The organism is Amycolatopsis sp. MEPSY49 (assembly GCF_051337345.1).
Taxonomy (GTDB): domain Bacteria; phylum Actinomycetota; class Actinomycetes; order Mycobacteriales; family Pseudonocardiaceae; genus Amycolatopsis.
Genome location: NZ_JBDLYJ010000013.1, coordinates 94,825 through 108,280, shown reverse-complemented (window position 1 = coordinate 108,280; position 13,456 = coordinate 94,825). Strand labels below are relative to the sequence as shown.

The 13,456-nt window shown below is 72.8% G+C and carries 13 protein-coding genes and 1 pseudogene; 8 read left to right on the top strand and 6 right to left on the bottom strand.

Translation table 11 applies throughout. The annotated features are described in order from the left end of the window. Positions 1-3 precede the first annotated feature (3 nt). The 6 genes and pseudogenes from ABFJ78_RS40165 (at position 4) to ABFJ78_RS40140 (ending at position 5,015) form a co-directional block, all read left to right on the top strand. Complete coding sequence (locus tag ABFJ78_RS40165) at positions 4-891, top strand: trypsin-like serine peptidase (protein ID WP_436392703.1); 888 nt, start codon at positions 4-6, stop codon at positions 889-891. A gap of 325 nt (positions 892-1,216) precedes the next feature. Beyond that, positions 1,217-1,672: a hypothetical protein gene (locus tag ABFJ78_RS40160; protein WP_436392702.1), complete on the top strand. Its 456-nt coding sequence runs from the start codon at positions 1,217-1,219 to the stop codon at positions 1,670-1,672. Between the two features lie 324 nt (positions 1,673-1,996). Further along, positions 1,997-2,047: pseudogene (locus ABFJ78_RS40155) on the top strand (hypothetical protein); the annotation flags it as partial. Then, the gene (locus ABFJ78_RS40150; protein WP_436392700.1) at positions 2,025-2,234 is read left to right on the top strand and encodes an alpha/beta hydrolase; all 210 of its coding nucleotides are present in this window, start codon (positions 2,025-2,027) and stop codon (positions 2,232-2,234) included. The pseudogene ABFJ78_RS40155 and the gene ABFJ78_RS40150, both read left to right, overlap by 23 nt. Positions 2,235-2,383: 149 nt before the next feature. Further along, positions 2,384-3,508, top strand: coding sequence for a ScyD/ScyE family protein (locus ABFJ78_RS40145; RefSeq protein WP_436392699.1), 1,125 nt, complete (start codon positions 2,384-2,386; stop codon positions 3,506-3,508). Between the two features lie 115 nt (positions 3,509-3,623). After that, entirely contained in the window at positions 3,624-5,015 is a 1,392-nt protein-coding gene (locus ABFJ78_RS40140) for a class II 3-deoxy-7-phosphoheptulonate synthase (protein ID WP_436392697.1), read from the top strand. Here ABFJ78_RS40140 and ABFJ78_RS40135 read toward each other — a convergent pair. Continuing rightward, positions 5,012-5,794 (bottom strand): SDR family NAD(P)-dependent oxidoreductase, encoded by a 783-nt coding sequence (locus ABFJ78_RS40135; protein ID WP_436392695.1) that lies wholly within the window; start codon positions 5,792-5,794, stop codon positions 5,012-5,014. The genes ABFJ78_RS40140 and ABFJ78_RS40135 overlap by 4 nt on opposite strands. Positions 5,795-5,880: 86 nt before the next feature. Here ABFJ78_RS40135 and ABFJ78_RS40130 point away from each other — a divergent pair, with 86 nt between their 5' ends. Next, the gene (locus ABFJ78_RS40130; protein ID WP_436392694.1) at positions 5,881-6,708 is read left to right on the top strand and encodes a helix-turn-helix transcriptional regulator; all 828 of its coding nucleotides are present in this window, start codon (positions 5,881-5,883) and stop codon (positions 6,706-6,708) included. A 1-nt stretch (position 6,709) separates the two neighbouring features. Here the strand turns inward: ABFJ78_RS40130 and ABFJ78_RS40125 are convergent, their stop codons facing one another. From ABFJ78_RS40125 to pknB, 5 genes are all read right to left on the bottom strand, one after another. Next, positions 6,710-8,026, bottom strand: a complete 1,317-nt coding sequence (locus ABFJ78_RS40125; RefSeq protein WP_436392693.1) for a wax ester/triacylglycerol synthase family O-acyltransferase — start codon at positions 8,024-8,026, stop codon at positions 6,710-6,712. Positions 8,027-8,267: 241 nt separating this feature from the next. After that, the gene (locus tag ABFJ78_RS40120) at positions 8,268-8,969 is read right to left on the bottom strand and encodes a hypothetical protein (protein ID WP_436392691.1); all 702 of its coding nucleotides are present in this window, start codon (positions 8,967-8,969) and stop codon (positions 8,268-8,270) included. 136 nt (positions 8,970-9,105) lie between these two features. After that, complete coding sequence (locus ABFJ78_RS40115) at positions 9,106-10,611, bottom strand: SPFH domain-containing protein (protein WP_436392690.1); 1,506 nt, start codon at positions 10,609-10,611, stop codon at positions 9,106-9,108. Positions 10,612-10,666: 55 nt separating this feature from the next. After that, positions 10,667-10,876, bottom strand: coding sequence for a hypothetical protein (locus ABFJ78_RS40110; protein ID WP_436392689.1), 210 nt, complete (start codon positions 10,874-10,876; stop codon positions 10,667-10,669). Next, the gene (gene pknB, locus ABFJ78_RS40105; RefSeq protein ID WP_436392688.1) at positions 10,873-12,912 is read right to left on the bottom strand and encodes a Stk1 family PASTA domain-containing Ser/Thr kinase; all 2,040 of its coding nucleotides are present in this window, start codon (positions 12,910-12,912) and stop codon (positions 10,873-10,875) included. The genes ABFJ78_RS40110 and pknB overlap by 4 nt, the downstream gene beginning before the upstream one ends. Before the next feature lie 103 nt (positions 12,913-13,015). Here pknB and ABFJ78_RS40100 point away from each other — a divergent pair, with 103 nt between their 5' ends. Then, a complete protein-coding gene (locus ABFJ78_RS40100; protein WP_436392857.1) occupies positions 13,016-13,384 on the top strand; it encodes an Rv2175c family DNA-binding protein in 369 nt (122 codons plus the stop codon). Positions 13,385-13,456 lie beyond the last annotated feature (72 nt).

Genomic DNA, 13,456 nt, shown 5'->3' with positions numbered 1-13,456 from the left:
GTCTTGAAGCACACGACATTCCGGGCAGCGGTCGTCACCGCGCTCCTCTCCCTCGCGTTCGCCCTGGTCGGCGCGCCCGCCCAGGCCGCGCCGAAACCCTTCTGGACGCCCGATGCCATGCGGGCGGCCGTTCCCATGGACAACCTCGTGAAAGCGCCGGCCTTCACGCCGAGAGACGTGGCCAAGGGGCAGAGCGCGATCATCCAGAGCATCCCCAACGGCGGGGGTGCCTGGACCGGCGGCGGCAAGGTCACCCAGACCGCCGGCCGCGTGTTCTTCCTCTTCAACGGCCAGAAGGCCTCCTGCTCCGGCGACGCCGTGACCAGCACCAACGGCAGCGTCGTCGTCACCGCCGGGCACTGCGTCAAGTACCAGGGCACCTGGCACACCGAATGGGTCTTCGTGCCGGGCTACGACAACGGCAACGCGCCCTACGGCCAGTGGGCGGCCAAGGCCACCCTGACCACGCCGCAGTGGGAAGCCAGTGAGGACATGAACTACGACGTCGGCATGGCCGTCGTGAACCCGCTCAACGGGCAGCGGCTCACCGACGTCGTCGGCGCGCAGGGGATCGCCTTCAACCAGCCGAAGAACCAGAGCATGTACACCTTCGGCTACCCGGCCGCCTCGCCCTACGACGGCACGAAGCTGATCTACTGCAGCGGCAGCACCTTCACCGACTTCCTGCTGACGCAGGACCACGGCATGCGGTGCAACATGACCGGCGGCTCCAGCGGCGGGCCGTGGTTCCTGTCGTTCAGCGAGGCCACCGGCGCCGGCGTCCAGGCTTCGGTGAACAGCTTCGGCTACACTTTCCTGCCCGGCTACATGTTCGGGCCGTACTTCGGCACCGACGCGCAGAACCTGTACAACCGCGCGCAAGCCGCGTGACCACCGTCAGCCCAGGGGAGGACCTTCGCGTCCGGCCCCTGGGCTGACGCCCGCGCGCCCCTGCCGGGCCAAGCTCGGCGTATGCGGAAACCGTTGGTATCCCTGACTTTCCTGCCCCTGCTCGCCGCCCCTCCGGCGGAGGCGTCGCCGAGTCTGAAGTGGACGACGCCGTGTCCGGACTACGGCATGTCACCGTCGCCCACAGCCGGGCTCGAGTGCGCGACCCTGCGCGTCCCGCTCGACTACGCGCATCCCGGGCGCACCATCGAGCTGACGATCTCGCGGCACGCCGGCGTCCCCGGCAAGCGGCGCGGGCGTCCTGCTGATGAACCCCGGCGGCCCGGGCAGTCCCGGGCTCGCCATGCCCGCCCAGCTCGTGCAGCGGATGGGCGGCTCCGGCCTGCCCGACGCCTACGACGTCATCGGGTTCGACCCGCGCGGCACCGCCTACAGCACGCCCGTGACGTGCGCGATGACGCCCGAGCAGCGGGGCGCCGTGCTGGGCCCGTACGCGGACGGCCCGCGTGACGTCGGCACGACCGCGGCCAAAGCGCGGATCGTCGCGAAGCAGTGCGGTGAAACGTCCACAAAGGACCTGCTGCCGCACATGACGACCGCGAACACCGCGCGCGACCTGGACCGGATCCGGGAAGCGCTGGGAGAGCGAAAGATCTCCTACTACGCTTCGCCGAAGGGTTCGACGACCGCTTCCCGGACTTCGCCGCCTGGGCCGCCGCCCGCGACGAGGTCTACCACCTGGGACGGACGCCGGCGGCGGTGACGGCGAAGTTCTCCTAACTGGCCGCCGCCCGTGGACCGGAGTTCCGCGCGAACACCTGGAACGGCCTCTACGACGACGCGTTCTTCCCCGCGCTCGCGGCCGAGTGGGCAGGCGGCGGCCGCGTGGCGGCGGGTCCGCTGGACGGCGACAACCACGCGGCCCTCCAAGTGCAGGTGCTGTGCAACGACTCGGACTGGCCCGAGCCGATCGGCTACTACCAGCGCGCGGTCGACCGCGAACGGGCCCGGCACCCGATGTTCGGCCCGGCGGCGGCGACCGTGAACCCGTGCGCGTTCTGGCCGGTCGAGCGAGCCGAACCCCCCGGTGCGCGTCGGCGGTCCGGGGCCGGCCGATGTGCTGCTGGTGCAGAACGAGCGCGACCCGGCGACCCCGCTGTCGGGCGCGCGGGAGACGCGGGCGGCGTTCGGCGCGGGCGCGGATGGTGACCGTCGACGCGGGTGGGCACGGTGTCTTCACGCGGGAGAACGCCTGTGGGAACGCGGCGGTGCTGGAGTATCTGCGTGATGGGGTTTTCCCCGCGGTGGATCGCTTCTGCCGGTGAGAAAATCCCCGCTGCCCGATGGGGCTGACTCGGTCACCCATCCGGTTGGCGAAGCCGACTTTTCCCGTTCCGGGGCGCACAATCACTCCGCCCGGCCTCCGGGGTCCACTGTGGATCAAGCACGGAGCCGGGCGGAGAGGTGGCAAGTCATGTCCAGACTCGTGCGGGCCGCGGTGGTGGCCGTGTCGGCCGCGGCCGTGGTCGTCGCCGCGCCCGGCGCCGATGCCGGCCAGGGCGGCCTGAAGACGGTCGCCACCGGGCTGAACAACCCCCGGCACCTGACCGTCCACGACGGCAAGGTCTACGTCGCCGAAGCCGGCGCGGGAGGCACCGGCAAGTGCGTCGAAGGCCCGGAAGGGCCCGCCTGCTTCGGCCTCAGCGGCTCGGTGGCGCAGCTCGACGGCCACGGCGGGGTGCGCCGGATCCTGACCGGCCTGCCGTCCGCGGCCGCGCCCGGCGGAGCCGCCGTCGCCGGTCCGACGGACGTCGCGTTCGTCCACGGCGTCCCGGCCCTGCTCGCCGGCGACGTGCTCATCGACCCGGCGACCGGCGCCAACCCGTTCGGCCCGGCCGGGCGGCTGCTCGGGAAGCTGTCGTTCGCGTTCGGCCCGCACGTCGTGCCCGGCCCGGACTTCGCCGCGTTCGAGGCGAAGAACAACCCCGACCACGGCGCCGGGGCCGGCCCGGACACGCCGGTGATCGACTCGAACCCGTTCGGGATGACCCGCTACCGCGACGGCTTCGCGGTCGCCGACGCCGCGGGCAACGACCTGCTCTACGTCGACGGCCGGGGCCGGATCAGCGTGCTCGCGGTGTTCCCGCCGAAGCTCGTCGCCGCGCCGCCCACCCTCGGCCTGCCGCCGGGGACGCGGATCCCGGTGCAGAGCGTGCCGACGTCGGTCGTCGTCGGCCCGGACGGCGCGCTCTACGTGTCCGAGCTGAGCAGCATCGCGGTGGGCGCGGCCCGCGTGTGGCGCGTGGTGCCGGGGCAGCAGCCGAAGATCCACGCCGACGGCTTCACGGCGCTGACCGACCTCGCGTTCGACCGCAAGGGCAGGCTGCTGGCCTTGACGTTCGCTCGGGACGGGATCGCGGCGCCGCCTTCTCCCGGCGTGCTGACCCGGGTGGAGAAGAACGGCAGCCGGACCGTCCTGGCGTCGGCCGGCCTGGCCGCGGCGACCGGGCTCGCCGTGCGCGGGGACGAGGTGTTCGTCGGCACCAACGGCACGTCGCAGGGCACGGGCTCGGTCGTCCGGCTCGTCCCGCGCGGCTGACCAGCCCCCAGGGTCGTGAGCGGGAAACAGCGTTCCGACCCTGTTTCCCCCCCACGACCGGGGTGTCGGTGAACCTGAGGAAGCGCCCAGGAGCGGGAACCCTATCCTGGTGTTCGTGAACTGGACTGTGGACGTCCCCGTCGACACGCTGCCCGAACTGCCGCCGCTGCCGCCGGAGCTGCGCACCCGGCTCGACAAGGCACTGGACCTGCCCGCGGCGCAGCAGCCGGAGTGGCCCGACCCGGACGCGACCCGGCGGGTCCGCGGCGTGCTGGAGAGCGTGCCGCCGATCACGGTCCCGGCCGAGATCGACCGGCTCAAGGACCGGCTGGCGATGGTCGCCCGCGGCGAGGCCTTCCTGCTGCAGGGCGGTGACTGCGCGGAGACGTTCGAGTCCAACACCGAGCCGCACATCCGCGCCAACCTGCGCACGCTGCTGCAGATGGCGGTCGTGCTGACCTACGGCGCGAGCCTGCCGGTGGTCAAGGTCGGCCGCATCGCCGGCCAGTACGCGAAGCCGCGCTCGGCCGCGACGGACGCGCTGGGCCTGCCGGTCTACCGCGGCGACATCATCAACTCCCTCGTCGCCAAGCCCGAGCTGCGCGTGCCCGACCCCGGCCGGATGATCCGCGCCTACGCGAACGCGGGCGCGGCGATGAACCTCGTCCGCGCCCTCACCGGCGCCGGCATGGCCGACCTGCACCAGGTGCACGACTGGAACAAGGACTTCGTCTCGGCGTCACCGGCGGCGCAGCGCTTCGAGGCGCTGGCCAACGAGATCGACCGCGGCCTGCGGTTCATGTCGGCCTGCGGCGTCACGGACACCTCGCTGCAGTCCACCGAGATCTTCGCCAGCCACGAGGCGCTGCTGCTCGACTACGAGCGGTCGATGCTGCGGCTGGACAAGGCCGACGCGGCGAACCCGAAGCTGTACAACCTGTCGTCGCACTTCCTCTGGATCGGCGAGCGGACCCGCCAGCTGGACGGCGCGCACATCGCGTTCGCCGAGCTGCTGGCCAACCCGATCGGGTTGAAGATCGGCCCGACGACCACGCCCGAGCAGGCGCTGGAGTACGTCGAGCGGCTCGACCCGCGCTTCGAGCCGGGCCGCCTGACGCTCATCTCCCGGATGGGCAACGGCAAGGTCCGCGAGGTGCTGCCGGCGATCGTGGAGAAGGTCGAGGCCTCCGGCCACAAGATCATCTGGCAGTGCGACCCGATGCACGGCAACACGCACGAGTCGTCCACCGGCTACAAGACCCGCCACTTCGACCGGATCGTCGACGAGGTCCAGGGCTTCTTCGAGGTCCACAACCAGCTGGGCACCTACCCGGGCGGCATCCACGTGGAGCTGACCGGCGAGGACGTCACGGAGTGCCTGGGCGGGGCGCAGGAGATCTCGGACATCGACCTGTCCGGCCGCTACGAGACCGCCTGCGACCCGCGCCTGAACACGCAGCAGTCGCTGGAGCTGGCGTTCCTGGTCGCGGAGATGCTCCGCGGTTAGGCCCCGGCCCCGCCGTCGACCGGCACGATCGCCCCGGTCACCATCGCCGCGCGGTCGCTGAGCAGCCACGCGGCCGCCTCGGCGACCTCGCGGGGTTCGGCCATGCGGCCGAGCGGGATCGAGGCGGTGATCCGGGCGACGACCCCGGGTGAGGCCGCTTCCCACGCGTCGATCATGTCCGTGGCGGTGCCGCCGGGGGTGATGCCGTTGACCCGGATGCCGTGCGGGCCCCAGGTGACGGCCGCGGTCTCGGTGAGGCTGTTCAGCGCCCGCTTCATGGCGCCGTAGGCGGGCAGGGCGGGGTTGGCGCGGCGGCTGCCGATGCTGGACGTGTTCACGATCGCCCCGCCGCTGCCCCGGCGCATGAGCGCGGCCTCGGCCGTCATGGCGGTCCAGTGCGCGCGGAAGTTGACCGCGAACTGCTCGTCGATGTCTTCCTCGGTGGTCGTCTCGAGCGGGCCGGGCCGCTGGATGGCCGCGCCGTTGTTGAACGCGCCGTCGAGACGGCCGTGGAGCTGCTCGACGCGGTCGACGGCGGCCCGGATGCTCGCGGGATCGGCCAGGTCCAGCGCGACGGCGTCGGCGGTGCCGCCCGCGTCGCGGATCTCGCCGGCGACGCGGTCGAGGGACTCGGTGCCGCGCGAAGCCAGCACGACGGCGGCGCCTTCCTGGGCGAAGAGGCGGGCCGCGGCCGCGCCGATGCCGCGGCTGGCGCCGGTGATGAGCACGACCTTGCCGGTGAGCAGGCCGATCGAGGGGGATTCGCTGGTGTTCGTCATGGTCCCGACGATGGCCCGGTCCGCGCCCCGGAGGCAGGCACCAGCCGTACCAGGATCCGGCGGCGGGGCGTCCGCATACTGGGGAGGTGGACAAGCAAGAGCTCGGGGCGTTCCTCCGCAGCCGACGTGAGCGGCTGCGGCCGCAGGACGTCGGCCTGCCCGCCGGGCCGCGCCGGAGAACCCCGGGCCTGCGCCGCGAGGAGGTCGCGGTGCTCGCGCACATCTCGACCGAGTACTACGTCCGCCTCGAGCAGGGCCGGGCGCCGCGGCCGTCGGGCGAGGTCCTGGCCGGGATCGCCGGCGCGCTGCGGCTGACCGACGCCGAAACCGAGCACCTGCACGTCGTGGCGGGCACCGCGCCGATCCGGACCGACGTGCACCGCCGCGACGTGCGGCCCAGCATCCTCGCGCTGCTGCGGCGGCTGCCGCAGACGGCAGCCATCGTCATCTCCGCCACGTTCGAGGTGCTGGCGTGGAACGACCTCGCGGCGGCGCTCATGGAGGATTTCGCCGTCGTCCCACCCGAGCGGCGCAACCTCGCCCGCAAGGCGTTCCTCGGGCCGGCCGAGCCGCCGTACGGGATCTCCGACGCCGCCGAGTTCCGGCTCACGGTCGTCATGGAGCTGCGCGCCACCCTGGCCCGTTACCCCGCCGACCCGGCGGTGCGCGGGCTGGTCGAGGAGCTGCGCACGGGCAGCGCCGACTTCGCCCGGCTGTGGGAGCGGCACGACGTCCAGGCGACGCCGGTGCTCACGAAGACGTTCCGCCACCCGGCAGTGGGCGAGGTGACGGTCGACTGCGACTCGCTCGCGCTGCCCGACCGCGACCAGCACCTGGTGCTCTACACCGCACCGCCCGGCTCCCGCAGCGCCGAGGCGCTGGCGTTCCTGGAAGTGGTGGGCGTGGCTCCGTGAGTCAGGAGGCGTCGGCCAGCCGGGCCGCGGACTTCAGGACCGCGTCCCGGAGCGAGCCCACGTCCGGGACCGCCGCGCCGTTGACCTGCAGTCCGATGTGGACCGAGTCGCGGTAGGTGGCCACCGCGATGCCGACCGCGTGGCGCGGGGCCAGCGGGACGAACGGGTACAGCTCCGCCAGCCGGGCGCCGCCGAGGGACAGGCGGGCCGGGGGCACCGGGACCGTCGTGATCACCAGGTCGAACAGCATCGGCGCGGCCAAGCCCGCCGTGCGCGTGCCCAGGCGGTGCAGCAGCGGCGGGACGCGGCCGGCCAGCAGCGGCAGCGCCCCCGCGCCGCGGCTCGGGCCCGCCGCCTTGTTGCGGGTCATCGCGCGGCGGACCACCCGCAGCCGCTCGACCGGGTCGTCCTCGCCGACCGGCAGGTCGCACAGGTACCCCGACAGCTTGTTGCCGCCAAGCTGATCGGCCGCCCGGCCGCGGACGCTCACCGGGATCAGCGCGCGCAGCGTGCGCCCGTCGGCGCGGTGGCCGCGGTTGACCAGCCACTCGCGCAGCGCGCCGGACAGTACCGCCAGCACGACGTCGTTGGTCGTGCCGCCGTGGGCCTTGCGCACGCGGCGCAGCTCGGTCAGCGGCAGCCGGACGAACCCGAGCCGGCGCTCGGCCGACTGCGGCGCCGACACCGGCGACAGCGGCGGCCGCGCGGCCCGCACGAGCGACGACGCGATCCCGGCCGTCTCGTTCGCCTGGCCCCAGGCCGTGCCCAGCGCGTCCTTCACCGTGTCCAAAGTGGAGCGCGGGGCCGGGATCGGCCGGGACGGCGATGGGATCCGCTCCGGCAGCTTGACGCCGTCGAGCAGGCCGGCCGCGACCGCGTACGCGCCGGCACCGTCGGTGAGCGCGTGGTGAAGTTTGAGCAGGAGTGCGAACTTCCCGTCCGGCATACCGGTCACGAGGGTGAGGTGCCACAGCGGCCGGGACGTGTCGAGCGGCTCGGCGATCCACCGCGACGCGTACGCCGCCAGGGGGTCCGGTTCGTACAGCGAGCTGAGCCGCACGTGGTGAACGTGGTTCGCCGCAACGAAGTCCGGGTCGTCGGCCCAGCTGGCCGAGCCCGGCGGGAACAGCTCCGCGCGGGCGCGCTGGCGCAGCTTCGGCAGCCGGGCGGCGCGCTCGGCGAGCAACGCGGTCAGCGCGGTGGGGTCCACCGGGCCGCGGGCGGTGAAGGTGACCACCGCACCCATGTGCATCGGGGAGGTTTCGCTTTCCAGGCACAGGAAAGCGACGTCGAGCGCGCTGAGCGGCGAGCCTGCCATGGGCGACCTTTCCGGGTTCGCGGGTGTGCACGGCCACGTGCGTCGGAAGGGGGAACCAGCGTCTTTTCGGGGGTCCGGGTGGCGGAGCCCCCGGCCCGGGGCGGAGCCCCGGTGCTAGCACTGCACCAGCCCAGCGTGACGGGCGGGTGGTCGAAGTGTTTCCACGACGCTAACTACTCACCCCGTTAATCCATTCGAGATACCCCAGGCTCCGGTGCCCGGGGTCACAGATCAAGAACGTTCACTCACCCGGGGCGGCGTCCGGTTGCTCCTGGACGACGGCGGGCCCCCATTCGGGGGTGAGGGCCACCTGCTTGCCGACGCGGCGCACGGGCAGGCCGTTCACCTGCCGCTTGCCCAGCCCCGGCCAGATCTCCGCGGCGTCCTTCGCCGCGGCCCGGATCGCGCCGCCGTCGAGCGTCGTGCGCGTCTCGGGGATCTCCCGGTCGGTCCACTGGACGACCAGCTTCAGCGGGCCGGCCGGCGGGAGCGGCCACAGGAACACCTCGTGCTCGACGGCGAAGCGCGTGCCGCCGACGGGCTGCGCCCGCAGCACCGGTTCCTCCGGTTCGGACGCCGACGGCACCGAGACCGCCTCGGAGCTCGCCCGGCTGCCGTCGGCGTAGAGCACGCCGAAGAGCAGCCCGTTGTAGTCGGGCTTGCGCCGGTGGTCGATCAGGCCCTCGGCGGGGTCGTCGACCAGGCTGTCCCGGGAGTAGACCGTGACGCGCAGCGTGAACGCCCGCGGCCACACCTCGACCGAGCGCAGCGCCACGACGGTGCGGTCGGACCGGCCCAGCGGCTGCGCCAGCGGCAGCACGGCCGGGACGATGTACTCGCGCGGGGCATCGGTCCAGTGCCGGCCGTTGAACGCGTACAGCTCCTGCTCCGGGACGGGGAACAGGGGACGCTCGCGGGGACCGCCGGTGAAGAAGCTGCTCATCGGGCGGCCCGCGACACGCTGTCCGGCACCATGCGCCCACGGTAGGACAACCGCTCCGGAATTTCCGCCCCCGAACGGGCGTACGGCCCTTGCCTCCCGTGATCCGGGACACAAAAGCCGTACGCAGCGTGACGTGCTAGTCGCTCAGCTTGAGTTCGCCGTTCTTCCGCGCGGACTCGTCCAGCTCCTTCTCGGGCGGCTTGCCCATGGCGTCCATCAGCTGCCGGGCCAGGCCGAGCCCGGTCCCGCCGAGCGACAGCGCCTTGGCGAACATGTCCGACATGCCGTCGGCGCCGTTGAGCACGACCATGTGGTCGACGTTGCCGAACGCGCTCGCGCCCGCCTCGACGATCTCCGGCCAGCGCTCGGCCAGCTGCTGCGCCACGACGGCTTCCTGGTTGTCCGCCAGCGCCGCCGCGCGCGCCTTGATCGCGTCCGCCTCGGCGAGACCCTTCGCGCGGGCCGCTTCGGCTTCGGCCAGACCGCGGGCCTTCGCGGCCTCCGCCTCGGCGAGACCGCGGGCCTTGGCCGCGGCGGCCTCGGCCTCACCGGTCGCCCGGGTCGCTCCCGCCGACGCCTCGGCGCGCGCTTTGGTGGCCTGCGCCTCGGCCTCGGCGGCCGTCTTCACGCGGGTCGCGTCCGCCGCGGCGCGCAGCTCGGTCTCCTTCGCCTCGGCCTGGGCCTTGGCGATCGAAGCGTCACGGGCGGCGTCGGCCGTCGTACGCGTGTCGTACGCCTTCGCGTCGGCCGGCTTGCGGACCTGCGACTGCAACCGCTGCTCGGCCAGCGCCGCCTCCAGCTCGGCCGCCCGCGTCTCCTGGACGACGACCTCCTGGCGCGCGGTCGCCTCGGCCAGCGGGCCCGACTGCGACGCCTTCGCCCGCGCCTGGTCCACCTCGGCCTGGTAGCCGGCCTGCTGGATCTGGCTCTCGCGGACCGCGGCCGCCTTCTTGGCGGCGGAGACCTGCTCGACCTCGGCGGCCTCCTGGTCGCGCTGCGCCTCGGCGATGCGGGCCGACGCGGCGACCGCGGCGGCGTGCGGTTTCCCCAGGTTCAGGATGTAGCCCGACTCGTCGTCGATCTCCTGGATCTGCAGCGAGTCGACGATCAGCCCGAGCTTGATCATCTCCGTGGCCGAGGACTGCCGGACCTCGCCGGTCAGCGCGTCCCGGTTGTGGATCATCTCCTCGATGGTCAGCCCGCCCACGATCGAGCGGAGGTGCCCGGAGAACAGCTCGTGGATCGTGTCGTTCATGCCTTTCTGCTGGTCCAGGAACCGGCGGGCGGCGTTGGCGATCGACGCGAAGTCGTCCCCGACCTTGTAGATGACGACCGCCCGCACGGTGACCGGCAGCCCCTGCTTGGTCACGCAGGACACCTGCAGGTTGACGCCGCGGGTGTCCAGCGAAAGCCGGCGCGCGGTCTGGAAGCCGGGCAGGACGTTCACCCCGCGGCCGGTGATGATCTTGAACCCCAGGCTGTCCGCGGTGTCCGCGCGGTCGACGCGGACGCCGAGCCCGGAGATGATCAGCGCTTCGTTCGGCTCCGCGACCTTGTAGAGCAACCGCAGGATCCCGAAGATCACCACCAGCGCGACGATGAGCCCGCCCACCGAATACAGCAGGATTTCCACGAGACTCATGGCACCGACCCCCTCGCTCTTCTGTTGTGGGTGTGTTGGTGCCCCTTCGACGCCGTCAGCGGGTCAACGGTTGCCACCGCTCGACATAAACCGTCCGCGGGGGTTCGAAGTCCACGACGAGCACCTGCGTGCCGGAGCTGAACGTCTCGTCCGGGTCGGCCGGGTAGGCGTAGAACGCCTCCGTGCCGCCCCGGACGTTCAGCAGGACTTCGCCGATGAGGCCGGGGCCGATCGTGCCGGTGACGCGGCCTCGGCTGCCGATCATCCCCCGAAGCCCTTCAGCTTGACCTTGGAGCCCTTCTGCACGAACGTGCCCGGCTGCGGGTCCTGCTGGAAGACGAAGTCGAACCCGCCGCCACCGGGACCACCCTGCCCGCGGCCCTTGCCGCCGTCGCGGTCGGCCTTCAGCCCGGCCTGCTCGAGGATCTTCTGCGCGTCGTCGAACGAGCGGAACCGCACGTCCGGCACCTGGACGGCGTTGTTGACGAAGACGCCGATCCGCTTTTCCCTGGCCTGCGAGTTCGCCGGCGGGTCGGTCCGCGTGACGGCGCCGCCCGGGACCTCCTGCTTGAACTCCTCGCCCGCCTGGAACGGCTCGAACCCGGCCTGCTGCAGCAGCTGGAACGCCTCGTCCTTGCTCCGCCCGGTGACGTCCGGGACCGGCGGCAGCGGGAGCGGGCCCTTCGACACGATGATCGTGACCTGGCCGCCGATGTTCAGCTGGCTGCCCGCGCCCGGCGTGGTGCGGATGACCGCGCCCTGCGGGACCTCGGCGTCGTAGTCGTCGGCGCCGCGCGTCGGGGTCAGCTGGGCGGTCTTGATCGCCTGCTCGGCGTCGGACAGCGCGGTGCCCGGCCGGATGTCCGGCACGGTCGGGCGGCCCTTCGACAGCACGACCGACACCGTCGAGTTCGGCGCCAGCGGCGTGCCCTCGGCGGGCTCGGCGCGCAGCACGGTGTTCGACGGCACCGTGTTGTCGTACTCCTGGCTGAACTGCGGGGTCAGCTTCACCGCGCGCAGCGCGTCGCCCGCCGCGGCCTGGTTCAGCCCGACGAGCTTCGGCACGGTGGCCGTCTTGTCGCCGCCGGTGTCGGTGAGCATGAAGATGAACGCCGTGATCAGGCCGCCGAACAGCAGCACCGCGCCGGCGATGACGGCGATCCGCTTCCGGTTGTCGGCCGGCTTCTCCGGCTCCGGCTCGCTCCGGCGCCGGGCGACGGGCGGCCGCACGGGCGGGATCTGCTGGGTGATGCCCGGGGGCGGGGTGCCGGGGTGGCTCAGCGCGCGCGTCGCGTTCGGGCGGTGCACCGGCATCGTCTTCTCGCTGTCCGGCGCCACCTGCGGGATCCGCGGCAGCGTGCGCTCGGTGTCGGCGAGGTCGCCCTGGCCGTGCGACACCGGGACCGGGACGGTCACCGGCAGCAGGCCCAGCTGCGCGCGCACCGCCGTCAGCTCGGTCAGGAACTCCCCGGCGTCGGCGGGGCGCAGCTCGGGGTCCCGCCGGGTCGCGCGGGTGATCAGCTCGTCGAGCTCCGGCGGCAGGTCCGGGCGCAGCGCGCTCGGCCGCGGGACGTCGTCGTTCACGTGCCGGTAGGCCACGGAAATCGCGGTGTCGCCGGTGTAGGGCACCTGCCCGGTCAGCATTTCGTAGAGCAGGATGCCCGCCGAGTAGACGTCGCCGCGCGCGGTCGCCGCGCCGGTCTCGACCTGCTCCGGCGAGAGGTAGGCGACGGTGCCGAGGATGACGCTCGAGCTCGTCGTGCCCGCGCTCGCCACCGCGCGCACCAGGCCGAAGTCGGCGACCTTGACCGCGCCGCCGGTGTGCGGCCCGGTCCGGCCGATCAGCACGTTCTCCGGCTTGACGTCCCGGTGCACCAGGCCCGCCCGGTGCGCGGCGGCCAGCGCCGAGAGCACCGGCTCGGCGACGCTCAGCGCCAGCGCGACGTCCAGCGGGCCCCGGTCGTCGAGCAGGTCGCGCAGGGTGCCGCCGTCCACCAGCTCCATCACCAGGAACGCGAGGCCCGACTCGGCGCCCTGGGGCAGGTCGAAGCCCTGGTCGTGCACCGCCACCACGTGCGGGTGGTGCAGCTGCGCCGCCGACTGCGCCTCCCGGACGAAGCGGTCCACGAACGACCGGTCGTCGGCGAACCGCGGGTCCATGATCTTGATCGCGACCGGACGGTCCAGCCGGGTGTCCGTCCCCCGGTAGACGGAAGACATCCCCCCGTGCGCGAGCAGCCGGTCCACCCGGTAGCGCCGCTCGAGGAGCGTGCCGACCAGGCTGGGGTGGGTGCGAGTCACGAGTATGGATCGTACGGAACCGCACACGGTTCGTGGAGGAGACCTCGCGGGTCACCCGTGCGCACTAGCGGGAGTGAGTGCGGAATGTGGCAGAGTGTCACGTGTGAGTGGGATTCCTGTCGCCGACGACGTCCTCGACACCGCCATCGCGGTTCTTCCGCTGGCGGAAGTGGCGAACGTCCTCGGGACCTCCGCCAACAAGGTCCGCCAGATGCTGCGCGACGGGCAGCTGATCGCCTTCAAGCGCGGCGGTGACCTGTGCGTGCCCAGCGACTTCTTCGTCAAGGACGGGGTGGTCAAGGGCCTGGCCGGCACGATCACGGTGCTCGCCGACTCCGGGTTCTCGCGGACCGAGATGCTGCGCTGGCTCTTCGAGACCGACGAGAGCCTGCCGGGCAAGACCCCGGTCAACGCCCTGCGCACCAGCCACGGCACCGAGGTGAAGCGGCGCGCGCAGGCGATGGCGTTCTGACCTGCCCAAACAGCTCGCGGCGGCGCCCAGTTGGACGGCCGCGGCGGCGAGCAGGCACGCCGGGAGCGACCA